Origin of the sequence: Micromonospora olivasterospora, assembly GCF_007830265.1 — a bacterium.
Taxonomy (GTDB): domain Bacteria; phylum Actinomycetota; class Actinomycetes; order Mycobacteriales; family Micromonosporaceae; genus Micromonospora; species Micromonospora olivasterospora.
The window spans coordinates 4305349-4328842 of sequence record NZ_VLKE01000001.1 but is presented as its reverse complement, the minus strand read 5'-3'; the positions used below and the strand labels follow the sequence as shown (position 1 = coordinate 4328842).

Sequence of the window (23494 nt, the reverse complement as noted above, 5' to 3'; positions counted from 1 at the left end):
CACCCCGGCCGGCAGGCCCGTGCCGCCGTGTGCCGGACGACCACCCGCTGCGCCGTTGCGGCGGGACCGGCGTCGTCCGATTCCCGCTGCTCTGGTTGCAGAATGCCACGTCAGGCCGCTGATCGGTAGTTCCGTCCGGTCAGCCGTCGCCGCCGGCTCGACGGGCCCGGGCGGTGCCGGTCTCGTCAGCCCTTGGCGGCCTTCGCCTCCGCCTTCGTCCGCTGCTTGTACTCCCGCACCCGGCGCAGCGACTCCGGGTCGGTGACGTCGGCCACCGACCGGTACGCGCCCTCCTCGCCGTACCCGCCGGCCGCCTCCCGCCAGCCCTCCGGGGTCACGCCGAAGCGCTTGCCGAGCAGCGCCACGAAGATCTGCGCCTTCTGCCGGCCGAAGCCGGGCAGGGCGGCGATCCGGGCCAGCAGCTCCCGGCCGTCGGCGGCGTCGGCCCACAGCCGGACGGGGTCCCCGTCGTAGGTGTCCACCAGGGCCCGGCACACCTCCTGCACCCGGGCCGCCATCGCCTTTGGGAACCGGTGCAGGGCCGGCGGCCGGGCGAAGACCTCGACCAGCGCCTCCGGGTCGAACGCGGCCAGCTCCCGGGCGTCCGGCTCGTGGCCGAGTCGGCCCGCCAGCACGTACGGCGAGGAGAATGCCTTCTCCATGGGCACCTGCTGGTCGAGCACCATGCCGACGAGCAGGGCCAGGGGGTCGCGCCCCAACAACCGGTTGGCCTCGGGATCGATGGGCAGCGAGAGCGTCATGCCGTCCATCCTGCCCGCCGGCCGCCCGACGACCGCGCCGACTCCCCGGTACGGGCCGGCGTCCCCGGCCGATTTCGGCACGGCGGTGGCGGAGCGCCGGGCGGCGGAGGGCAGGATGGCGACGTGGACGGACACGACATGCTGCTCTCCCCCGCCGGCGTCGAGGCGTTGCGGACGGCGCTGGCCGGCGCGGGGTACACCGCCAACGGGATCGCCGCCCGGCTCGGTCCCCAGGCCACCGGCGGGGTGGCCCGCAACGACTTCCGGGCCGCCCTGCGCGCCACCGAGGACCGCGACCCGCTCGGCACGCTGATCCGCGTGTTCATCTGCGACCAGACCGAGCGCGAGGACGTCGTGGCCGCCGCGCTCGCCCCGTTGACCGTGGGCGAGGCGCTGGCCGGGGGCCTGGTCGAGCGGCACGGCGACGGCCTGCGCGCCGGCGTCGACCTGGAGCCGTACGGGGACGACTGGTGGGTGCTCGCCGACGTGCCGGCCAGCGCGCGGCCGGGCCGGCCGCTGCACGCCGAGCACGTCCTCGGCATCGGCGGGGCGACGCAGACCCTGATCGGCGCGACGGTCCGCCGCCCGGCGGAGACGGCGCTGGACCTCGGCACCGGCTCCGGGGTGCAGGCGCTGCACCTGTCCACCCACGCGACCCGGGTCACCGCCACCGACGTCTCCGAGCGGGCGCTGCGCTTCGCCGCCACCACCGCCGCGCTCAACGGCCGGGACTGGGAGCTGCTGCGCGGCGACCTGGTCGCCCCGGTGGCCGGCCGCCGGTTCGACCTGGTGGTCAGCAACCCGCCGTTCGTGGTCGGCCCGGGCACCACCACGCACGTCTACCGCGACTCCGGCCGGGTCGGGGACGCGATCGGCGCCGAGCTGGCCGCCGCCGCACCGGGCCTGCTCACCGAGGACGGCACCATGCAGTACCTGGCGAACTGGGTGCACGTCGCCGGCGAGGACTGGGGCGAGCGGGTGGCCGGCTGGTTCGCCGGCACGGGCCTGGACGCCTGGGTCATCCAGCGCGAGGTGGCCGACCCGATGGCGTACGTGAACCTGTGGCTGACCGATGTCGGCGAGGTGCCCGACCCGCAGCGGATGGCCGCCTGGCTGGACTGGTTCGACGCGCACAAGGTCGAGGCGATCGGCTTCGGCATCGTGTCGCTGCGCAACGCCGGCCACGCCGATCCGGTGGTGCGGGTGGAGGACCTGCGGCAGCGGGTGGAGCCGCCGATGGGCGACCGGATCGCCGCCTGGTTCGACCGCCAGGACTGGCTGCGGGTACGCGACACCGACGGGCTGCTCGCCGCGCGCTACCGGGCGGCCGAGGGGCTGCAACTGCGGCAGGAGGCCACCATGGGCGACGAGGGCTGGGCGGTGGACCGGCAGGTCCTCGCCATGCCCCACGGGCTGCGCTGGACGGAGGAGATCGACCCCCTGGTGCTGGCCCTGGTCGGCGGCGCCGACGGCCGGCTGCCGCTGCGCGACCAGCTCGCCCTGCTGTCGGCGGCGCACGAGGTGGCGGTCGACGAGCTGGCCGAGGCGGCCGGGCCGATCGTGGCGCACCTGGTGGAGCGCGGGATCGTCGAGCCGGTGGCCGACTGATGCGGGCGGTGGTGCAGACGGTCGGCCGGGCCAGCGTCACGGTCGACGACGAGGTGGTCGGCGCCGTCGCCGACGGCCTGCTGGTGCTGCTCGGGGTGACCCACACCGACACCCCGGAGACGGCGCGGACCATGGCCCGCAAGATCCGCGAGCTGCGCATCCTGGACGACGAGCGCAGCGCGGCGGACACCGGCGCCCCGATCCTCGTGGTCAGCCAGTTCACCCTCTACGGCGACGCCCGCAGGGGCAGGCGGCCCAGCTGGACGGCTGCCGCCCCCGCCGAGGCGGCGGAGCCCCTGGTCACGGCGGTGGTCGAGGGGCTGCGCGAGCGCGGCGCGAAGGTCGAGACGGGCCGCTTCCGCGCCCACATGCTGGTCGAGAGCGTCAACGTAGGCCCCCGCACGATCCTCCTGGACCTCTGATTCCCTATCGAGGATCGGTTGTCAAGAGGGCGGGTTGCTTGACGGTCCGTGACGGTGTCGCGGAGGATTCGGGTGGGGAAGGTCGCCTCGTTCGTACGCTTCGAGCGTCTTTTTGATCATGTCCCGTGAGGGCTTGGTGAGGGGCCTTCCCCGCCCTGCGCTTGGTGCTGCGCCGCCTGCGGCGGATCTCCTCGGTCACGGTCCACTGCTGGGCGATGATCTGTTTCGCCTGCTGTGGGGTGACCGGCGTGCCGTCGACGTCGCAGATGACATACGGCATGCGGCGGCGCATCACGGTCCAGAGCCGTTCGGCGAGCCGGGCCGCGACCACACAGCTGGCTTTGAGGTGTTCGGCACCGCGTTCGACCATCTGCTGGTGGTAGATGCGCGCGAGCTGCGGGTCCTGCTTGCGAGCCCAGTCCGCGGCCCGGATCAGAGTGGCCCGGGCCAGCCGGGAGCCGGCCTTGGACATCGGCTGGCCCTTGCGGTCGGTGTCACCGGTCTCTGACGCGCGCGGCGCCAGCCCGAGGTATGACTTGAAGTGCGCCGCGGTGGGGAACCGGGTGGCGTCACCGATGACCGCGGTCATCGCCGGTCCGCCGACCTCGGCCAGGCCGGGCAGGCTACGGGCCAGCTGCATCGGGTCGACCCACCGGTAACAGGTCTCCCGTTCGGCCGCGTGCGCGGCCAGCTCGGTGGTGATGGCGCGTAGTAGCCGCACCTCGGTGGCGATCTCGGCGGCCAGGTCGGTGAACGCGACCGCCGGGTGATCACCGTAGAGGTCGACCGCCGCTTGGGCGGCGACCAGCCACTGCTCGGCGCGCGCCGCGCCCTGGTGGTTGTGGGACGCCTTGACGATCAGCGCGGTCAGCCGGGCCCGGCCCAGCCGCAGCAGGGCACGCGGGTCGGCGTAGCGTTCCAGCACCGCCAGGTCGGCCTTGCCCAGATCACCGGTCAGCGGGGTGCACGGCATCACCTGCCGGACCAGGTCCTTGATCCGCACCTTGTGCTCGGACGCGGCCATGGTCAGCCGGTCACACGCGCGCACCCGCCGGTCCAACGCCGCCGCTGCCGCATCCGGCAGTTCGAGGGGCCGTAGCCCGTCCGGGTCGATCAACGGCAAGCGGGCCAGGGTGTCCGCGTCAATGCCGTTGGACTTCGCATGCCGCGACAGGAACCGGCGCAGATCCGCCGCCTTCGCACTCGACACCCGGAACACCAGGTGCCCCCGAGCGGTGAAGAACACCGCGATCGGCAGCCACGCCGGCCCGGTCGGCTCGATCACCACCTCCAACCGCGTGCCCGGCGCTGCCCCGGCCAACGCCGCGGACTCGATCATCGACAAGCTGTCCACCGTCGGCTCGCACCGCCGCCGGCACACCTCCCGTCCGGCCTCGTCACGCACCCGTACCGTGTGCGCCGACGCGATCCCCAAATCGATACCGACCAACCTGCGCTGCATCTACCGCCTCCCCGGCACATAAACATCTACCTGCTCCGGCGATCCGCGCAGGTCAACACCGCACGCCAGCCACGGTCCCAAGGAGGCAGAGCAGTCCGACGACGGCTCCCACTCATGTGCTGCAACCGGACCCGGCCTCGCAGGGCCGGCCCACTTCCCTCATCCGGGACATCCGTGGCCAGACCAGCGGTAGCAATCAGCGGTACGAGGCTCTCCCTCAGACCCCAACTCGTCGCCACCCACCGGACCAACCGGGATGCTCATCCAATCCCAGGACCACCGGGCTGATCAAGCACCGGAGTTCCTTACATGACCCCCGCCCCCCTGCCCCCCCTGTCCCCCTGCCCCCCTGCCCCCTGCCCCCGCCCCGCCCCCGCCCCCGCCCCCGCCCCCCGCTTCGGTGATCAAGAAGTTTGCGTCGCCGGGAAACGCGAACCACGACACAAATCTCTTGATCACCGGGGCGGGGGACGGGGTGGGGCGGGGTGGGGCCGGGGGCAGGGGGCAGGGGCGGGCCGGGGGTGGGGCCGGGGGTGGGGCGGGGGGCCGGGCGGGGTGGGGGTCAGAAGAAGAGGCCGCGGCGCTGGATGGACTGGCGGAGCCAGGCGTCGAGCTGGGCGGCCCAGTCCGTGTTCCGCGCCATGGCGTGGTCCACCGTGAAGCGGCCGAAGGCGTCCCGGCCCTCGGTGAACACCCCGCCCCGCTTGTCGATCTCCAGCACCACCTGCACCTGCTGCGGGTCGGTCACGAAGGTGACCTCCAGCTGGTTGATCGCCCGGGCGTACTGGGGCGCCGGGTGGAACTCGATCTCCTGGTAGAACGGCAGGCTCTGCCGTACGCCGTAGATGTGCCCCCGCTCGACGTCGGCGCGCGCGAACCGGAAGCCCAGCCGCAGCAGCGCCTCGAGCAGCTGCTCCTGCGCGGGCAGCGGGTGCACCGCCACCGCGTCCAGGTCTCCCTTGTCGACGGCCCGGGCGACCTCCAGCTCCGTACGCAGGCCCATCGTCATCCCGTGCAGGTGCTGCCCGTACAGCTCGGTGAGCGGCGTCTCCCAGGGGACGTCGAAGCGGAACGGGACGTCGTACCGCTGCCCCGGCTCCAGCCGGAACGCCGAGGTCACCTGGCGGCGGCCGAACTCCTGGTCGGTCGCGTACTCGTTGTCGCCGCTCTCCACCTCGACCCGCGTGACCAGGCCCAGCGCGACGTAGCTGACGTCCACCGGGTGGTCGCCCCCGGCGACGTGGACCACGCCCTCCAACTGCCCGCCCGGTCGGCAGTTCGGATTGGCCAGCACCGTTTCCACCGACGGGCCGCCCACGCCCATCGCCTGCATGAGCCGCTTGAAGACCACGACACCCTCCACTTGCCTGTCCGGGCCGGCGTGCGCCGGCCGTGCGGGTCGGCCTACCTCGGCCGACTGATCGGGGCCGGCCCGCAGAGCGGCCGACCGAGCGGGCCGACCTACCGCCGGCCGACTGAGCGGGCCGGCCTACCGCGGCCGACCGAGCGGGCCGGACCGGATCGGCCGACCGCTGGCACGGTAACCGGGTCCGGCAAACTCGGGCCCCCTGTTCGCTGTCGGGTCCCCGATCGCCTCACTCCCGTCTCACGTCCCGCTTGGAAGAGTGTGTGTCACCGGCACCACTGGGCCGGCGACACGGCACCGACGTGGAAACGGGGAGAGACAGAGATGGTCCAGCAGATGATCGATAACCGGTTCGGCCCGGCCGTCGCCATCGACGCCGAGCCCGGCACTGACACCCTGGCCGACCTCGACGCCTTCGACGAGCGCGGCGTCTCCACCGACCTGGTCCGGGCCTACCTCAACGGCATCGGGCGCACCAAGCTGCTCACCGCCGCGCAGGAGGTGGAGCTGGCCCGCCGGATCGAGGCGGGACTCTTCGCCGAGGAGAAGCTCGCCACCTGCACGCCGGTCTCCGCCGCGCTGCGGTCGGACCTGGAGCTGATCGTCGCCGAGGGCCGCACCGCCAAGGACCACCTGCTGGAGGCGAACCTGCGCCTCGTGGTCAGCATCGCCAAGCGGTACACGGGCCGCGGGATGGCGTTCCTCGACCTGATCCAGGAGGGCAACCTCGGCCTGATCCGGGCGGTCGAGAAGTTCGACTACACCAAGGGTTTCAAGTTCTCCACATACGCGACCTGGTGGATCCGGCAGGCGATCACCCGGGCCATGGCCGACCAGGCCCGCACCATCCGTATCCCGGTGCACATGGTCGAGCAGGTCAACCGGATGGTCCGCGCCCGCCGCGAGCTGGCGGTCACGCTGGGCCGGGAGCCCACGGTGGCCGAGGTCGCCAAGGCGATGGACGTCCCGGAGTTCCAGGTCATCGAGCTGATCTCGTACGACCGGGAGCCGGTCAGCCTGGACCAGGCCGTCGGCGAGGACGGCGAGAGCGCCCTCGGTGACTTCGTGGCCGCCGTGGATTCGGCCGCCGAGCCCGGCGAGGCCGCCGCCGACGGCGAGCTGCGCAACGAGGTACGCATCGTGCTCGCCACCCTGTCGCAGCGCGAGCAGGCGGTGATCCGGCTGCGCTTCGGCCTGGACGACGGCCGGCAGCGCACCCTGGACGAGGTCGGCAGGGAGTTCGGCCTGTCCCGGGAGCGGATCCGGCAGATCGAGAAGGTGACGCTGCTCAAGCTGCGCGCCCCGGAGCGGGCGCAGCGCCTGGAGGCGTACGCCTGCTGAGGCGGGCGGACACCCGGAGGGCCCGGCGGTTCGCCGGGGCCTTCCGGCGTGCGTGACGGCTCCCGCCGGGCACGGGGAGCCCGGGCAGGGTGCCCTACAGGCGGCGGGGGCCGGTGTCGGGGCGGGCCGCGTCCGCCCCGACCCGGACGGTGGCGTGCAGGACGGCCAGGCCGTCCGGGCGGGCCAGCACCGGGTTGAGGGTGAGCGAGCGGACCCGGGGCTGGTCGTCGGCGAGCCGGCCCACCCGCACCAGCAGCTCGGCCAGGGCCGCCCGGTCCACCGGGATGCCGCCCCGGTGCCCGCGCAGCAGCGGCGCCGCGCGCGGCTCGTCGACCAGCTCGGCGGCGTCGGTGTCGGTCAGCGGCACCGGCCGCCAGGCCCGGTCCCCGAGCAGTTCGGTGGCGACGCCGCCCAGTCCGAAGCCGACCACCGGTCCGAACGCCGGATCCTCCACCAGCTCCACCACGCAGGCCACCCCGGGCGGGACCATCGGCTGGACGAGGACGTCCGCGCCGAACACCGCCGACATCTCCGCGTACGCCCGGCGCAGCGCCGGCTCGTCGGTCAGGTCGAGGCGTACCGCCCCGAGGTCGAGGCGGTGCCGCAGCCCAGGGCCGGCGGCCTTCAGCGCCACCGGCCAGCCGAGGGTCGCCGCGGCGGCGGCCGCCTCGCCGGCGGAGCGCGCCGGCACGGAGGGCACCACGTCGATCCCGTACGCCGCGAGCAGCCCCGCCGGATCCGTCCCGTCGCTCCGCAGCGCGGCCTGCCCGGCGGCGGGGTCGATCCGGGGCAGGTCGGGCAGCGTACCGGGCGGACGGCGCAGCCAGTCGGCGTACGCGGCGACCCGGCCCAGGGCCCGCACCGCCTCCTCCACGCTCGGGTACGCCGGCACCCCGGCCGGCACGCGCCCGGCGAGGAACGTGGCCACCGTCGGCTTGTCCACCCGTGCCGTCAGGGGCAGGGCGGCGGTGAAGTCGGCCTCGGTGTCGGTGAGCTGCCCCGGCAGCGGCGGGGCGAACACCGCGACCAGGGCGTCCACGCCGTCGTCGGCGGCGGCCGCGGCGAGCGCGGCGGCGAACTCGGCCGCCCCCGCCCGGGGCCCCACGTCCGCCGGGTAGCCGGCGGCGACGGTCAGCCCCTGGGCGGCGCAGGCGGTGGCGGCCAGCCCGGTCAGCGCCGAGGAGTTGCCGACGACGCCGACCCGCCGGCCGCGCGGCAGCGGCTGGTTGGCCAGCAGCACGCCGACGTCGAGCAGCTCGGCGACGGTGTCCACCCGGATCACGCCGGAGTGGGCGAACAGCGCGCGGACCGCGACCTCGTCCGGGCCGGGCCCGTCGCCGCCCAGCCCCGGCGGACGGGCCGGCGAGGCCAGCGCCACGACCGGCTTGCTCCGGCCGATGTGCCGAGCCAGCCGGGCGAACTTGCGCGGGTTGCCGAACGTCTCCAGGTACAGCACGATCACGTCCGTGGCCGGATCGTCCTGCCAGTACTGGAGCAGGTCGTTGCCGGAGACGTCGGCCCGGTTGCCGGCGGAGACGAAGCTGGACAGGCCGAGGCCGCGCCGGGACGCCTCGGCGAGCAGGGCCGTGCCGAACGCACCGGACTGGCTGAAGATCCCGACCCGGCCGCGGGCCGGCAGCACCGGCGCGAGGGTGGCGTTGAGGCGTACCCGCTCGCCGGTGTTGGCCACGCCGAGGCAGTTCGGGCCGACCACCCGCATGCCGGCGGCGTGCGCCGCCCGGGCCAGGGCCCGCTGGGCCGCGGCGCCCTCGGGACCCGCCTCGGCGAAACCGGCGGAGATCACCACGAGGCCGTGCGCCCCGGCCGCCGCCGCGTCGGCCACCACCGCGCCGGCCGCCTCGGGCGCCACGGCCACGACCGCCAGGTCGATCGCCCCTCCGGCGTCGGCCGCCGACGGGTACGCCGGCAGCCCGGCCACCGTGGCCGCACTCGGGTGCACCGGCACGATCGCCCCGGTGAACCCGGCGTCGCGCAGGTGCCCGAGCAGCGCCGCGCCGACGCCCTGCCCGGTGGCGCTCGCGCCGTAGACGGCGATGCCCCGGGGGGCGAGCAGCCGGGCGATGGAGCGGGCCTCGGTGCGGTGCTCCCGGCCGCGCTGCACCTCCAGCGTCGCCTCGGTGGGGGCGATCGGGAAGCTCAGGTGCACCACCCCGTCGGCGTACTGGCGCCGGACCTGGTAGCCGAAGTCGGCGAAGACCCGCTGCATCGCCCCGTTGGCCGGGAGCACCTCGGCGACGAAGTGCCCGATCCCGGCCCGCCGGGCGGCGTCGGCCAGGTGCTCCAGCAGCACCGACCCGATCCCCCGCCCCTGGTGGGCGTCCTCCACCACGAACGCCACCTCGGCCTCCGGCACCTTCGGGCCGAGCCGCTCGTACCGGCCGACGGCGACGATCCGCCCGCCGGCCAGCACCACGAACGCCTCCCGGTCGCGGTGGTCGACGTTGACGAACCGCTCCAGGTCCCGGTCGGGAATGCGCGGGTACGGCGAGAAGTAGCGCAGGTAGCGGGTGCGCTCGGAGAAGCGGGCGTGCATCGCCACGATCTCCGGCCCGTCCGCCGGCCGGATCGGCCGCAGTTGGACGGTCGAGCCGTCGCTGAGCAGCACGTCCAGCGGCTGGTCCACCGTGGTCACCGGCCCTCCCCAGGCCGGCTCAGTCGCGTGGGTCGTACGGGTCGAGCCCGAACAGCGGGAACACCGACCTGCGGGTGGCCGTGATCGCCCGGTCCACCGAGCTCGGCTCCCCGGTCGGCTGCCACGGCTGGTACCCAGGGTGGACGTCGTCGGTCAACCGCAGCGGCACCTGCCGGCCGGGGCGGCGGGTGGTGGCGAGCTGCCGCCAGCCCGGCGGGGTCAGCGTCGCCGGGTCGAGCGGGGCGCCGGTGGCCACCGCCAGCAGGTGCGTCCACGCCCGCGGCACCACCTCGACCAGCGCGTACCCGCCGCCGCCGGTGGCGACCCAGCGGCCCTGGCACAGCTCGTCGGCGAGCGCCCGCAGGGCCAGGTAGGTGGCGCGCTGCCCGTCCACCGACAGGTGCAGGTCGGCGAGCGGGTCGAGGCGGTGGGCGTCCGCGCCGCACTGGGTGACCAGGATCTGCGGCCGGAACGCCCGCAGCACCGACGGGACGATCGCGTGGAACGCCCGCTGCCAGCCGGCGTCGTCCGTCCCCGGCGGCAGCGGCACGTTGACGGCGCTGCCCTCCGCCCCCGGCCCGCCGGTCTCGTCGGGGAACCCGGTGCCGGGGAACAACGCGAGCGGCGTCTCGTGCAGGCTGATCGTGAGCACCCGCGGGTCGTGCCAGAAGATGTCCTGCACCCCGTCGCCGTGGTGCACGTCCACGTCCACGTACGCCACCCGCTGCGCGCCGAGGTCCAGCAGCCGGGCGATGGCCACCGCCGGGTCGTTGTAGACGCAGAAGCCGGCGGCCCGGGCCGGCATCGCGTGGTGCAGCCCGCCGGCCACGTTGACCGCCCGCCGGGCCTCGCCCCGCCAGACCGCCTCGGCCGCGGCGACGCTGGCCCCGGCGATCAGCGCGCTGGACTCGTGCATCCCGTCGAACACCGGATTGTCCGAGGTGCCGAGCCCGAAACCGGCGAACAGGGGGTCGCGCGGGGCGGCCCGGACCGCGTCCAGGTAGCGCGGGTCGTGCACCCGGGTCAGCAGGGCGTCGTCCGCCGGCTCCGGCTTGACCACCCGCACCCCGGGCCGGTCGAGGACGCCCAGTTCGCGGGCGAGCCCGAAGGTCAGTTCCACCCGGACCGGGTCGAGCGGATGGTCGCCCATGTCGTACGCGAGCAGGGCCTCGTCCCACACCACCACCGTGTCCTCGGACATGCGCCCCATCGTCGCACGCCCGCTGGCAGCCCTCACCCGGTGCGGGCGCCCCGGGCCTGGTCGGCCCGGGCGGCCCGGCCGGACGGTCAGCCGCCGGTGGCGACCGGGCGGGACGGGTCGGCCACCCAGTTGCTCCAGGAGCCGACGTAGAGGGCGGCGTCCGGGCGGCCGGCCAGGTGCAGGGCCAGCACGGCCTGCGCGGCGGTCACGCCGGACCCGCAGTACGCCCCGACGGGCGCGCCCTCGGCGACCCCGGCGGCGGCGAACCGCTCGCGCAGCGCGTCGGCGGCCGGGAAGCGGCCGTCGGGGCCCACGTACTCCCCGGCGGGCAGGTTCACCGCGCCCGGCACGTGCCCGGCTACCGGGTCGATCGGCTCGGTCTCGCCCCGGTAGCGCGGGGCGGCGCGCACGTCGAGCAGCACCCCGTCGCCGGCGGCGGCCAGCGCCGCGGCCGAGGCGGTGTCGAGCACCGGCAACTCCCCCGGTCGGACGGTCACGTCGCCGGTCGCCGGGCTCGGCGCCTCGGTGGAGACGGGCAGTCCGGCGGCCACCCAGTCCGGGAAGCCGCCGTGCAGCAGCCGTACCTGCCGGTGGCCCGCCCAGCGCAGCGTCCACCAGGCGCGGGCGGCGGCCATCCCGTCGCCGCCGTCGTACACGACGACGGGGTGGCCGGCGCGCACGCCGGCGGCCCGCAGCGCGGCCTGCAGGGCGGCGGGGTCGGGCAGCGGGTGCCGCCCGGCGGGGCCCGGCGGCCCGCACAGCTCGGTGTCCAGGTCGACGAAGACCGCGCCGGGCACATGCCCGGCGGCGTAGTCCGCCCGGCCGGGCGGGCCGGCGAGCCGCCACCGGACGTCGAGCAGGGCGGGTGGATCGGCGGAGTCGAGCCAGGCGGCGAGCCGGTCGGCCTCGACCAACAGTTCCTCGGTACCGGACATGGCGCCCAGTCAACACCATCCGGTACGGCACCTCGCGTTTCGGCGCCGGGTGGCGTCCGGGGGCCGGGGTACCATCGACCTCTGGGAGGTCGCTGACGTGAATGACCTGGTCGACACGACCGAGATGTACCTGCGCACAATCCTCGAACTGGAGGAGGAGGGTGTGCCGCCGCTGCGTGCCCGGATCGCCGAGCGGCTGCGCCAGAGCGGCCCCACCGTCAGCCAGACCGTCGCCCGGATGGAGCGCGACGGCCTGCTCACCGTCGAGGGCGACCGGCACCTGGCGCTGACCCCGCTGGGCCGCGCCACGGCGGTCTCCGTGATGCGCAAGCACCGGCTGGCCGAGCTGCTGCTGGTCAACGTCATCGGGATGCCCTACGAGGAGGCCCACGAGGAGGCCTGCCGCTGGGAGCACGTGATGAGCGACGCGGTCGAGAAGCGGGTCTACGAGCTGCTCAACCGCCCGACCCGCTCCCCGTACGGCAACCCGATCCCCGGGCTGGCGGAGCTGGGCGACGGGGGGCAGCAGGCCGACGGCAGCGAGGGCGAACGCAACCTGGCCTTCCCCGGGCTCTCCGGGCCGGTGGTGGTGCGGCGGATCTGCGAGAGCGTGCAGACCAACTCCGACGTGTTGCGGCAGCTGCACGCCGCCGGGGTCGACCCCGGCGCCACGGTCACGGTGGCCCAGGAGCGGGACGGCGTGTCCATCGACCGCTCCGGCGACCGGGTCCGGCTGCCCCGCGAGGTCGCGTCCCGGGTCTTCGTCGCCGCCCGCTGACCTTTCGGCAGGGCCGTGCCGGATCAGAGAGCCGGGGTGTCGACCGTCTTCGCCAAGGCAACCAGCTTGCCGGCCAGCTCGTCGGCGGCGGCCCGGTCCTCACCCTTCGGCAGGGTCCACCGCAGGACGGCCAGCCGGTCCTCCTTGGCCAGCCAGCCGACCTCGGCGACCGGCCCGTGTTTCCCGCTGGCGGAGGTGGTCCGCTGGTAGGCGACCTGGCCCAGCTTGCCGACCTTGCGCGCCCCGCTCGGCTGGACGTCGGCCGTGAAGGTCGCCACGTCGATCGACGTCTCCGTGACGGTGAGGGCCAGCTCGGGCAGCAGCGCCTGCTCGGCCCGCAGCACACAGGTGTGCGTGTCGCCGCGCTCGCTGGACGCCGCCACGTCGAAGCGCGCCCCGGTGTGTTCCTCGATCACCGCGAAGTGGAGCAGCCGGCAGGCGCCGCCCGCGGAGGCGGCCGGGACGTCGACCGACACGGGCTGGGCGGGGGGCACCGCCACCTGCACGGCCTCCTCGGCGCAACCCGTCACCAGCAGCACCGCCACGCCGGCGAGAGCGATCCGCCCGTGCACGCCCAACCTCCGCGCTCGTCGGCGGTTCTCCGCCGGATGTCCGTCGCACACCGTACGGGGTGTCCGCGGTGGACGGAAGCCCTCAGTCGATCACCTAGGCTGTCGCCGTGACGGCGAGCTACGGAGCCCGTGGCAGCAGGCATGCGAGCGCCTCGTACAGCACCGCCATCGGTGAACCGCGCGGCGGCGATCAGTCGGTGACGTACGGGCAGTGCCGGCAGCCGCGCCCGCAGCACGTACCCCGACGGGCCAGGAAGCCGGCGGTGAGCACGAACAGCCCGGTGTCCGGGTCGAGGTAGCCGGCCTCGCCCGCGGCCAGGGCGGCGGCGTGCGCGGCCAGGACGCGCTCCCGGCCGGGTTGCTCCGGCGGCAGCCGGGACGGGTGCGGCTCGGTCAACGGCCGGTCCGCCAGCGGCAGCCGTTCTCCACTCACGGCCGCAGTGTAGAGCGAGGGGCACGGGTCAGCCGTGGCGGGCGAAGGCCGCCGCGATCGCCGCCCGGTCGGCGCCGGCCGCGAGCAGGTGCCCGCGACCGCCGTGGTGTTCACGACCCCGCGGCGGGTGTGCCTCGCCCGGCAGGCCAACCGGCCCGAACCCGCCCCGGCGGAGTGGAAGGACCTGGAGGAGTTCCTGTTCGCTCGGGCGATGGAGCACGACTCGCCGAAGCTGTTGTTCCGGTTGGCCTGCGACTATCTGCTGTCGTCGCGGCTGATCCGCCCGGGGGGTGATCCTGCTACTGCGGCGGGTGGCTGCGGCTCGGGCCCGGGCCCGGGCCCGGACGGAGACGTGGGCGCGGGTGCGGCACCTTCTCAGGCTGTGGCCCTGGCCACGCCGGACCGTGCGGCCTCGGCGCAGGGCGTGCTGCTCGGCTTCGCCGAGGTCGGCGCGGGCGGCGAGGTGGTCTGCGACCTTGCCGGGGATCTCCACGCGGACCGCCTGCGCCAACGGGTGCGGCCGGCGCGGGCCGTTCGGGCTGATTAGGGAGCAAGTCGGCTAGAGCGGTGCGGATCGCACCACAGCTCATTGATCGACTTCTTAGCCTCTTTTCGCACGTTCGCTAGCAACACCCCTTGACGGATTCGCATCGCAGCCAATAGTCTTTGCGCATCTGCCGCAAGGCTCCTCTTCGTTCTTGCATTGACCTAGGGGGAGAAGCCACTTGCTTGTTCCGGCTGCGCGAACAAAAAAGGTCATAGTAGACGGAACTCATCGGACTCAGGCGCCCGAGGAGACCTGGGAATGGATTAAGCCGGTGCTACCCAGAGTAGGCATCACCAGGATTTCCGACGTAACCTGGCTGGATACCATCGGCATTTCAGTCTATCAGGCTATACGGCCCAACAGTTGGTCGCTGTCGGTTTCTCAGGGAAAAGGCGTCACTCCACTGCTCGCGCGAATCTCCGCAGTCATGGAGGGCATTGAGGTATGGCATGCGGAGCGCCCCGCATTGCCGTCCACGGAGGCCACTGTCGGGGAAATGCGCCCGGGGCTCGGTTATGACCCGGAGGAGCTGACCCTCGCCGAGCGGCACTTCCTGCACGACGACTGCCGCGTGACGTGGCTGCCGGCCCAGAGCGTGGACACCGGGACTCCCACCCATGTGCCGGCGCAACTACTCGTCCTGGACGGACGGGTTTCCCGGACCTGGGAGCCACCCCTGTTCTACCCGAGCAGCAACGGCCTGGCCAGCGGGAACACACTCGACGAAGCGCTGCTGCACGGCATGTACGAGGTGATCGAGCGCGACGCGATCGTCCGGGCGGCGTTCGGCGGCGACGGGTCGCGGCCACAAGAGCTGGACCTGTCCACGGTCGATGCGCCGTCTGTCCGCACCACGCTGGAGCTGTTCGGCGTCGCGGGTGTGAACGTCAGCGTGCGCCGGCTGCCGAGTCAGGTTGCCGTGCCGACCTTCGACGCGATTATCTGGGACGATGCCCTCCCCGTATCGTTTCGTGGGATCGGTTCGCATCTCGACGCCGCGGTCGCGCTTTCCCGGGCGCTGACGGAGGCGGCTCAATCGCGGACGACCGCCATAGCCGGATCGCGCGACGACCTTGGCAAGAAGCCTTACCGATCGACAGGCACGCCGCCGGCGGCGCGACGGTCAGACGAGAGTGACCGGCTAGATTTCACCGCCGTGGAATCTGTGCGCATTCTTGACACCGCCGAAGAGGTGCGCGAGGTCACCGCTCGAATCCTGGATTCGACTGGCGCCCCGCCTGTCTACGTGAATCTCACCCGCGACGACATAGGTGTCCCCGTGGTGCTGGCGGTGTGCCCTGGAATGCGATACAAGGCACTTCACTGAACTGTCTCGAAACGTTGGGAGACGAGGAAAGAGTGCAACGTATTCTTCATGTCGGGCCTACCCTGCCCGGCGCGGCCGATCTGTTGCGCGACACCGGCATAAAAGTGCTGCCGCCGGTCGCCGCCGGCGATCTGCTCCGGAGCGACCTGCGCGCCGGCGACGTCGTAGGCATTATCGACGGCTATTTTCACCAGGTCGGTGCTGTCCGGCACAAGGAGATTCTGCTACTGCTCGACCGCGGCGTTCGTGTCTTCGGCGCGTCGAGCATGGGCGCCCTGCGCGCCGTGGAGCTGCATCCCTTCGGGATGGTCGGGATCGGCGGGATATTCGCCGCGTACCGGGACGGTGAGCTGGAGGCCGACGACGAGGTCTGCCTCCTGCACAGCCCGGCTGAGGAGGATTTCCGGCCGCTATCCGAGACGCTCGTGGCGATGAGGGCCACGCTCGCACTGGCGGTCGGGGACGGCGTGTGCGATCAAGCGGAGTGCGACGATCTGGTCAGTGCGTTGTCTCGGCGGCACTTCTCGGATCGGTCCTACGGCCTGCTTCCGTCGCTCGCCACCTCGATAGGGATGCCGGCGGCGCGGGCGGAGGAGCTCATGCGGTTCTGCAGAAGCCACCGCCAGGATCCCAAGCGGGACGACGCCTTGGCCCTGATCAAGGTTATGACCGGGATGCCGGAGCGGGACACCACCGCTCCGGTGCTGCCGGAGCGCTGCGCACGGACGAGTTACCTGCACGTCTGGGAGATCGCCGCGGCCGGCCGCGCGGCGGGCGACCCGGGCGCGCGTACGGCTGATATCAACCGGCTGCGAGTCATGCAGCTTATGGGGGCGGACTATCCCCGCCGCTACGAAGAGCTCGTGCTGGAGAGGATCGAGGCAGAATGTCGTGCACAGTGCGGCGATCGAGGAGCCGAGCCGGCCGGCGACACCACGGAGACCGCGCTGCGGCACGGTGCGCACCGGGGCTTCTATCGATGGCCCGGGCGCGCCGCCGAGCTGCCGTTCCTCACAGAGTGGACTACCGCGGGGGAGAGGTCCCGGCTGTCCGTCCGGGAACAGCTCGTCAGGTTCCTGGTGCGTGGCTATCGCTGGGGCCCGGGAGTGCTGCCGGACGAGGCGGCGCTGGCCTGGGCTCGGACGCAGCCCGCCTGGGCGAACGCCGGAGACCTCAACGACCGGGCCTGGGAGATCAACGACAGGATCACCGCACAGCGGGACGGTCTCAGCATCGCAGCGATCAACGACGATCTTGTGCTCGACATGGTGGCCACCTGCTGGGAGACCACGCGCGAGGACTTGCCTCTGGCGGCCCTGGACCGCGGTCTCGGCGCCGTCGACAGCGTGATCGCGGCGGCCAAGCCGTACTACCTCTTCTTCCGGTATGGCGACGGCACCTCCCTTCGGTCCGACGATGGCACTCACGGCGCGCACCTGTCGCACAGGTGACGACTCCGGCCCTGGTCACCCGGCTGGTGCCGGGAACCAGCCGCCACGGGTTCTACCGAAAACGGCACCACGCAGTAACCACATAACAGTTGGCCCCGAATCGGACGGCGGCCGCCGCTACGAAAGGAAGATCCATGATCAAGACGACTGGTACGCCCTCGGACGCCGAACTCGACGAGATCTTTTCCGGTGACAGGCGCGTCGAGGAGATCGCCAAGTACTACGTGACCAACGAGGTGAGCGCCTCGGTCGAGGACCTCATCGACGGCTAAGTCCGGCTCATCCGAGTCCGGTCCGACAACCGAGCCAAGGTGCGGGCACTGAGCATCGTGGCGGCCCGCTGGTGCCAGGGCGCGACTGAGCGCGTCCTGGCACCTCCACTCCGGCTTGAGAGAGGTTGCCATGACAACGACGACAACGACGGTCGCGCCCGCAGGCGGTGACGCCATCGGGGCGGCGGTCCAGGCGTGTCACCGCGCAGGGTCCTGTGCCGGGATCGCCCATGCGGTGCTCGAGCGCGACGACGGGATGCTGACCGTCAACGACGCCGCGATCTACCTGTCTGAGGACACCACCTGGTCCGAGGTCGAGCGGCGTGCCCCGCTGGCGGCTACCGGAATGGTCCTCGACCTCGGTTGCGGAGCCGGGCGGCATGCGCGGGCGCTGATGCGGCGGGGACTCGACGTCCGCGGCGTCGACAACTCGCCCGGTATGGTCGCCGTGGCCCACTCCCTCGGCGTTGATGTCGAACTCGCCGATCTGGGCGCGCTCCCCGCCGATCTGGGCACCTTTGACACCATCCTGTTGCTGGGCGGCAACCTCGGTCTGTTGGGCAGCCTCGCCGCGGGTCGTGACATCCTCTCCTCGCTGACCCGGCTGGCACGGTCCGGCGCCCGGATAATCGGGACCGGAATAAACCCGTACCGCCTCACCCACGCCGCCCACCAGCGGTACGGCGAAGGCAACGTCGCCGCCGGCCGGATGTTTGGTCAGTACCGGATGCGGGCCCGCTTCGAGGATGTCAGCAGCGACTGGTTCGACTTGCTCTTGCTCTCCCCCCAGGAGCTGGGCGGACTGGCCGAAGGCACCGGCTGGACGCTCTGCGACCTCGACGAGGACGACACGTTTCCGATGTACACGGCCACCCTCCGACTGGGCTGACCAACGTAAGCGGCGGTTGTCAAGCTCGGCTGGTGAGGGTGGTTGACCAGGGGCGAAGAACCCACGCACGATGGCGTAGTACGTTCTGGTCGACCACCTGGCCACGGCCTACGGCGGCACGGTGTTCCCCGCCCAGCGCGAGATGCTGACCACCGCCCTGACCGGGGAGCCGGCGTGACCATCGGGATCCTGTTCGTCGACACCGGCACCAGCGAGCCCTACGACCCCGCCACCTCACGGCGTCCGACGCTCACCGGCGAGGAATACGCCGCCTGGGTGCGGTACACGTACGGGCCGGCCGCCCTCGGCGCTGCCGGCCATCGCGGCCGTGCCGCCGAGGGTGAACAGGACGACGCTCACCGGCGGCGCGCCATCAGGAACGCCTGGGGGCTCTTCTCGTAGCCCTCCGGCTCGCGGACCAGGCGCGCGTGCACCGTGAACCCGGCGTCGGCCAGCTGCGCGGCGATCCGCTCCGGCGGCAGCCGGTGCACGTCGTAGGAGACGACGTGCCCGTACGCCTGCTCCAGCCGGATGCGCCGGTCGCCCGCCTTGAAGGCCAGCAGCAGCTCGCCGCCCGGGGCCAGCACCCGGTGGAACTCGGCGAAGACCCCGGGCAGCAGCTCCGGCGGCAGGTGGATGATCGAGTACCAGGCGACCAGGCCGGCGAGGCCGCCGTCGGGCAGCGGCAGGTCGGTCATCGAGCCGACGGCGACGCGCAGCCCCGGCCAGGCGTCGCGGGCCACCGCGACCATCCCCGGGGACAGGTCGATCCCGGCGACGTCGAGGCCCAGGTCACGCAGGTGTGCGGTGATCCGCCCGGTGCCGCAGCCGACCTCGACGACCGGCCCGGCGTCGCCGACCGTCTCGGCGTACGCGGCCAGCACCGCCCGGTCCAGCGGCCCGCCCGCTCCCTCCACGTGATCGATCAGCCGGGCGTAGTCGACCGCCACCGTGTCGTACGCCGCCCGGGTCTCCCGCAGCCAGCTCGGTTCCCCCCTGATCGGCAACCCTAGTCGGGTGGGCTGGGGTGGCATGATTTGGCAGGTGACCAGCAGATCCACGGAAGAGGAGCACCTGCGCGACCTCGCGCGGCTGCGCCGCGTCCGCGACCGCATCGACCGGGAGTACGCGCAGCCGCTGGACGTCGAGGCGCTCGCCCGCGCCGTGAACATGTCGGCCGGGCACCTCAGCCGCCAGTTCCGGCTCGCCTATGGCGAGTCGCCGTACGCCTACCTGATGACGCGGCGCGTCGAGCGCGCGATGGCGCTGCTGCGGCGCGGCGACCTCGGCGTCACCGAGGTCTGTTTCGCGGTCGGCTGCTCGTCGCTGGGCACCTTCAGCACCCGCTTCACGGAACTGGTCGGTGTGCCGCCCAGCACCTACCGGCGTGAGGCGGCGCGCGCGACGGCGGGGATGCCGGCGTGCGTGGCGAAACAGGTGACCAGACCGATCAGGAATCGAGAAGCACGGGGCACGAAGCCGCAGCTAGCGTGACGGCCATGGACATCACGATTCACGCGACCTTCCTCCCGCACACCGACCCGGAGGCCTCCCTGGCCTTCTACCGCGACACCCTCGGCTTCGAGGTCCGCAACGACGTCGGATACGGCGGGATGCGCTGGCTCACGGTAGGCCCTCCCGACCAGCCCGGCACGTCCGTCGTCCTGTACCCGCCGGGCGCCGACCCGGGCATCACCGACGACGAGCGACGTACCATCGCCGAGATGATGGCCAAGGGCACCTACGCCATGATGACCCTGGCCACCAGGGACCTCGACGGCACCTTCGAGCGGCTGCAGGCCGGTGACGCCGAGGTCGTCCAGGAGCCGACCGAACAGCCGTACGGGGTTCGCGACTGTGCCTTCCGCGATCCCGCGGGCAACCTGATCCGCATCAACGAGCTGCGCTGAGCCGTCCGGCGAAGCCCGCACAGATGGAGACACGATGAGCACGGCCACGAGGACGGACCCGCAGTCGCCTCCGCTGCACGTCGCCGACAGCCACGACCTGATCCGCGTGCACGGCGCCCGGGAGAACAATCTCAAGGACGTCAGCGTCGAGATCCCGAAGCGGCGGCTGACGGTGTTCACCGGCGTCTCCGGCTCGGGCAAGAGCTCCCTGGTGTTCGGCACGATCGCCGCCGAGTCGCAGCGGATGATCAACGAGACCTACAGCGCCTTCGTGCAGGGCTTCATGCCGACGCTGGCGCGGCCCGAGGTCGACGTACTCGACGGGCTGACCACCGCGATCATCGTCGACCAGGAGCGGCTGGGCGCCAACCCCCGCTCGACGGTCGGCACCGTGACGGACGCCAACGCGATGCTGCGCATCCTCTTCAGCCGGCTCGGGCAGCCGCGCATCGGCCCGCCCAACGCGTACTCGTTCAACGTCCCCTCGGTCCGGGCCAGCGGCGCGATCACCGTCGAGCGCGGCGCCGGCCGGACGAAGACCGAGAAGGCGACGTTCAACCGGCTCGGCGGCATGTGCCCGCGCTGCGAGGGCATGGGCTCGGTCACCGACATCGACCTGTCCGCCCTGTACGACGACACCTTGTCGCTCAACGAGGGCGCGCTCACGATCCCCGGCTACAGCATGGACGGCTGGTACGGCCGCATCTTCCGCGGCTGCGGCTACTTCGACCCGGACAAGCCGATCGGCAAGTACACGAAGACGGAGCTCCACGACCTGCTCTACCGCGAGCCGACCAAGATCAAGGTCGACGGGATCAACCTGACATACGCGGGGCTCGTCCCGACGATCCAGAAGTCGTTCCTGTCGAAGGACGTCGAGGCGATGCAGCCGCACATCCGCGCCTTCGTGGAGCGGGCGGTGACGTTCACGACCTGTCCCGACTGCGACGGCACTCGGCTCAGCATGGAGGCCCGGTCGTCGAAGATCGAGGGGATCAACATCGCCGACGCCTGCGCGATGCAGATCAGCGATCTCGCCGCGTGGGTGCGCGGCCTCGACGAGCCGTCGGTGGCTCCCCTGCTCAAGAGGCTGGGGGACAGCCTCGACTCGTTCGTCGAGATCGGGCTGGGCTACCTCAGCCTCGACCGGCCGTCCGGCACGCTCTCGGGCGGCGAGGCGCAGCGCACCAAGATGATCCGCCACCTCGGCTCGTCGCTGACCGACGTCACCTACGTCTTCGACGAGCCGACGATCGGGCTGCACCCCCACGACATCCAGCGGATGAACGACCTGCTGCTGCGGCTGCGCGACAAGGGCAACACGGTGCTCGTCGTGGAGCACAAGCCGGAGGCGATCGCGGTCGCCGACCACGTCGTCGACCTCGGCCCACGCGCCGGCACCGCCGGTGGCGAGGTGGTCTTCGAGGGCACCGTCGACGGGCTGCGGGCCAGCGGCACACTGACCGGGCGGCACCTGGACGACCGCGCCGCCCTGAAGCCGTCGGTGCGGACGCCGTCGGGAGTGCTGCGGGTGCGCGGCGCCCACACCCACAACCTGCGCGGCGTCGACGTCGACATCCCGCTCGGCGTGCTGGTCGTGGTGACCGGCGTCGCCGGCTCCGGCAAGAGCTCGCTGATCCACGGCTCGGTCTCCGGCCGGGACGGGGTGGTGTCGGTGGACCAGGCCGCGATCCGCGGCTCGCGGCGGAGCAACCCGGCGACGTACACGGGACTGCTCGACCCCATCCGCAAGGCGTTCGCGAAGGCCAACGGCGTGAAGCCGGCGCTGTTCAGCGCCAACTCCGAGGGCGCCTGCCCCGGCTGCAACGGCGCGGGAGTGATCTACACCGACCTGGCCATGATGGCCGGCGTCGCCGCGACCTGCGAGGAGTGCGAGGGGAAGCGGTTCCAGGCGTCCGTGCTGGAATACCACCTGGGCGGCCGGGACATCAGCGAGGTGCTCGCGATGTCGGTGACCGAGGCCGCGGAGTTCTTCGGCGCCGGCGAGGCGCGCACGCCGGCCGCGCACAAGATCCTCGAACGGCTCGCCGACGTCGGGCTCGGCTACCTGAGCCTGGGCCAGCCGCTCACCACACTGTCCGGCGGCGAGCGGCAGCGGCTCAAGCTGGCCACCCACATGGCCGAGAAGGGCGGCGTCTACGTCCTCGACGAGCCGACCACCGGCCTGCACCTCGCCGACGTCGAGCACCTGCTGGGCCTGCTCGACCGGCTCGTCGACTCCGGCAAGTCGGTCATCGTCATCGAACACCACCAGGCGGTCATGGCGCACGCCGACTGGATCATCGACCTCGGCCCCGGCGCCGGCCACGACGGCGGCCGGATCGTCTTCGAGGGCACGCCGGCCGACCTCGTCGCCGCCCGCTCCACCCTCACCGGCGAGCACCTCGCGGCCTACGTCAACGCCTGACCCGGGCCGGCCCGCACCCCCACCCACCGCCCGCCCGCGGACCGGCACCCCACCGCCTGTCGATCAAGAGGTTTGCGTCGGAGTCGATCTACAATCTGACGCAAACCTCTTGATCGACGCGGCCGGGCGACGCGGCCGGGCGACGCGGCCGGGCGACGCGGCCGGGCAGGGGCCTCACCCGAACCAGGTGATCGCCTGGCCGTGTCCCCGGGTCCAGGCGAGCGGCCTTCCGTCCAGCGCGAGAACGTTGTGCAGGGCCTCCCCCGGCTGCTCGGGCAGCCCCTCGTAGGGCAGCACCTCCGGGGCCTCGTTCGCGATCCAGTGGCCGGGCAGGTCGCGTACCACCGAGGCGAACGCCCGCCGCCGCGGCGCCGGCACCAGGTACAGCACGGAGGTGTGGAACACCACCAGCGTCGCGCCTGCCGGTGCCCGCGCCGCGAGCGCCGCCAGGTCGTCCACCAGGTCACCGCGTACCAGCAGCGGCGGCTCGGCCGCGGCGACGGCCGCCGCCGCCCGCAGCCGGGCGCGGCGGTGCGTGTGCTCGGGCCAGATGAGGGCGTCGAGCCACGCGACGTCCGCGGCATCGGTCACGTCGAGCGGGTTCAGGTCGAGGCCGGCCCGCCACACCACCTCCGGTACGCCGTCCGGCGGCGTCAGCCCCGTCGCCGCGCACTCGAGGACCGGCTCGCCGGTGCCGACCAGGTGATCGCCGTAGCGGTACGCGTACCGGTCGGGGTACAGGCACAGGCCGGCGGATGCGCCGACCTCCAGCAGCGCGAGCGGCTGCGGCAGCGCGGCGAGCACCGGCAGCAGTACGGCACACCGCCCGGCCTCGTTGGTCTGCGTGGCGCGGACGCGCAGCTGCGCCTCCACCGCCGGCCAGTTGGCGATCGTGTAGTCGCGGAACGCGTCCGGCTCGTCGACCGGGCCGCCGAGGAACCGGACGACGCCGAACAGCAGGTTCGGCTGCCACTTGGCCGGCGGAAGCGTACCGAGCAGGGCGAGCAGATCCTCGTCGCGGGAGACCGCGAGGGCCAGCCGCTCGTACGCGGGAGAGACGCCGCGCGCCTCGCGCCTGGCGAACTCGACAAACCCCGCACTGACCGCCATGCCCCGATCATCCACCTTCAGGCCCTCC

General features: G+C 72.9%; 22 protein-coding genes and 1 pseudogene. 13 read left to right on the top strand and 10 right to left on the bottom strand.

Annotation, left to right across the window (positions count from 1 at the left end):
• Positions 1-185: 185 nt before the first annotated feature.
• Entirely contained in the window at positions 186-770 is a 585-nt protein-coding gene (locus JD77_RS19960) for an HhH-GPD-type base excision DNA repair protein (protein WP_145777679.1), read from the bottom strand.
• 114 nt (positions 771-884) lie between these two features.
• On the opposite strand from JD77_RS19960, the gene JD77_RS19955 reads away from it, so the two are divergent.
• Together JD77_RS19955 and dtd are read left to right on the top strand one after the other, a co-directional pair.
• Positions 885-2369, top strand: a complete 1485-nt coding sequence (locus tag JD77_RS19955) for a DUF7782 domain-containing protein (protein WP_211372612.1) — start codon at positions 885-887, stop codon at positions 2367-2369.
• Positions 2369-2791, top strand: coding sequence for a D-aminoacyl-tRNA deacylase (gene dtd, locus JD77_RS19950; RefSeq protein WP_145775686.1), 423 nt, complete (start codon positions 2369-2371; stop codon positions 2789-2791). The genes JD77_RS19955 and dtd overlap by 1 nt, the downstream gene beginning before the upstream one ends.
• A 4-nt stretch (positions 2792-2795) precedes the next feature.
• Here dtd and JD77_RS19945 read toward each other — a convergent pair whose 3' ends face one another.
• Positions 2796-4253, bottom strand: coding sequence for a transposase (locus JD77_RS19945; RefSeq protein ID WP_145773578.1), 1458 nt, complete (start codon positions 4251-4253; stop codon positions 2796-2798).
• 562 nt (positions 4254-4815) lie between these two features.
• Positions 4816-5604 (bottom strand): sporulation protein, encoded by a 789-nt coding sequence (locus JD77_RS19935; protein ID WP_145775685.1) that lies wholly within the window; start codon positions 5602-5604, stop codon positions 4816-4818.
• 339 nt (positions 5605-5943) lie between these two features.
• On the opposite strand from JD77_RS19935, the gene sigB reads away from it, so the two are divergent.
• Entirely contained in the window at positions 5944-6960 is a 1017-nt protein-coding gene (gene sigB, locus JD77_RS19930; RefSeq protein ID WP_387226995.1) for an RNA polymerase sigma factor SigB, read from the top strand.
• Between the two features lie 94 nt (positions 6961-7054).
• Here sigB and JD77_RS19925 read toward each other — a convergent pair whose 3' ends face one another.
• From JD77_RS19925 to JD77_RS19915, 3 genes are all read right to left on the bottom strand, one after another.
• Positions 7055-9613: a bifunctional acetate--CoA ligase family protein/GNAT family N-acetyltransferase gene (locus JD77_RS19925; protein WP_145775684.1), complete on the bottom strand. Its 2559-nt coding sequence runs from the start codon at positions 9611-9613 to the stop codon at positions 7055-7057.
• 19 nt (positions 9614-9632) lie between these two features.
• Positions 9633-10814 carry an acetoin utilization protein AcuC gene (locus tag JD77_RS19920; RefSeq protein ID WP_145775683.1) on the bottom strand — a complete coding sequence of 394 codons (1182 nt, stop codon included), beginning with the start codon at positions 10812-10814 and terminating at the stop codon, positions 9633-9635.
• Between the two features lie 86 nt (positions 10815-10900).
• Complete coding sequence (locus tag JD77_RS19915) at positions 10901-11749, bottom strand: sulfurtransferase (protein ID WP_145775682.1); 849 nt, start codon at positions 11747-11749, stop codon at positions 10901-10903.
• A gap of 97 nt (positions 11750-11846) precedes the next feature.
• Between JD77_RS19915 and JD77_RS19910 the strand changes: the two genes are divergently transcribed.
• Positions 11847-12527, top strand: coding sequence for an iron-dependent transcriptional repressor DtxR (locus JD77_RS19910; RefSeq protein ID WP_145775681.1), 681 nt, complete (start codon positions 11847-11849; stop codon positions 12525-12527).
• Positions 12528-12550: 23 nt separating this feature from the next.
• On the opposite strand, the gene JD77_RS19905 is transcribed toward JD77_RS19910, so the two are convergent.
• Both JD77_RS19905 and JD77_RS19900 read right to left on the bottom strand, forming a co-directional pair.
• Complete coding sequence (locus JD77_RS19905; protein WP_145775680.1) at positions 12551-13099, bottom strand: hypothetical protein; 549 nt, start codon at positions 13097-13099, stop codon at positions 12551-12553.
• A gap of 190 nt (positions 13100-13289) precedes the next feature.
• Complete coding sequence (locus JD77_RS19900; protein WP_145775679.1) at positions 13290-13532, bottom strand: C1orf53 family protein; 243 nt, start codon at positions 13530-13532, stop codon at positions 13290-13292.
• Between the two features lie 169 nt (positions 13533-13701).
• On the opposite strand from JD77_RS19900, the pseudogene JD77_RS19895 reads away from it, so the two are divergent.
• The 6 genes and pseudogenes from JD77_RS19895 to JD77_RS19875 all read left to right on the top strand — a co-directional run.
• Positions 13702-13909, top strand: a pseudogene (locus JD77_RS19895) (DUF4158 domain-containing protein); the annotation flags it as partial.
• 348 nt (positions 13910-14257) lie between these two features.
• Positions 14258-15406: a YcaO-like family protein gene (locus JD77_RS19890; protein WP_145775678.1), complete on the top strand. Its 1149-nt coding sequence runs from the start codon at positions 14258-14260 to the stop codon at positions 15404-15406.
• A 32-nt stretch (positions 15407-15438) separates the two neighbouring features.
• On the top strand, positions 15439-16857 hold the full coding sequence (locus tag JD77_RS19885) for a TfuA-like protein (RefSeq protein ID WP_170286488.1): 1419 nt from the start codon (positions 15439-15441) through the stop codon (positions 16855-16857).
• Between the two features lie 134 nt (positions 16858-16991).
• Positions 16992-17129: a hypothetical protein gene (locus tag JD77_RS32250; RefSeq protein ID WP_170286487.1), complete on the top strand. Its 138-nt coding sequence runs from the start codon at positions 16992-16994 to the stop codon at positions 17127-17129.
• Between the two features lie 235 nt (positions 17130-17364).
• Entirely contained in the window at positions 17365-18018 is a 654-nt protein-coding gene (locus tag JD77_RS19880) for a class I SAM-dependent methyltransferase (RefSeq protein WP_170286486.1), read from the top strand.
• A gap of 174 nt (positions 18019-18192) precedes the next feature.
• Complete coding sequence (locus JD77_RS19875) at positions 18193-18420, top strand: hypothetical protein (protein WP_145775675.1); 228 nt, start codon at positions 18193-18195, stop codon at positions 18418-18420.
• Here JD77_RS19875 and JD77_RS19870 read toward each other — a convergent pair.
• Positions 18375-19025: a class I SAM-dependent DNA methyltransferase gene (locus tag JD77_RS19870; RefSeq protein ID WP_342799654.1), complete on the bottom strand. Its 651-nt coding sequence runs from the start codon at positions 19023-19025 to the stop codon at positions 18375-18377. The genes JD77_RS19875 and JD77_RS19870 overlap by 46 nt on opposite strands.
• 37 nt (positions 19026-19062) lie before the next feature.
• Between JD77_RS19870 and JD77_RS19865 the strand changes: the two genes are divergently transcribed.
• The 3 genes from JD77_RS19865 to JD77_RS19855 are packed head-to-tail and all read left to right on the top strand — an operon-like array spanning position 19063 to position 22356.
• Positions 19063-19512, top strand: a complete 450-nt coding sequence (locus tag JD77_RS19865) for a helix-turn-helix transcriptional regulator (protein ID WP_246140770.1) — start codon at positions 19063-19065, stop codon at positions 19510-19512.
• 5 nt (positions 19513-19517) lie between these two features.
• A complete protein-coding gene (locus tag JD77_RS19860; RefSeq protein WP_145775673.1) occupies positions 19518-19928 on the top strand; it encodes a VOC family protein in 411 nt (136 codons plus the stop codon).
• Between the two features lie 34 nt (positions 19929-19962).
• Positions 19963-22356 (top strand): ATP-binding cassette domain-containing protein, encoded by a 2394-nt coding sequence (locus JD77_RS19855; protein ID WP_145775672.1) that lies wholly within the window; start codon positions 19963-19965, stop codon positions 22354-22356.
• 174 nt (positions 22357-22530) lie between these two features.
• On the opposite strand, the gene JD77_RS19850 is transcribed toward JD77_RS19855, so the two are convergent.
• Positions 22531-23466: a DUF2332 domain-containing protein gene (locus JD77_RS19850; protein WP_145775671.1), complete on the bottom strand. Its 936-nt coding sequence runs from the start codon at positions 23464-23466 to the stop codon at positions 22531-22533.
• Positions 23467-23494 lie beyond the last annotated feature (28 nt).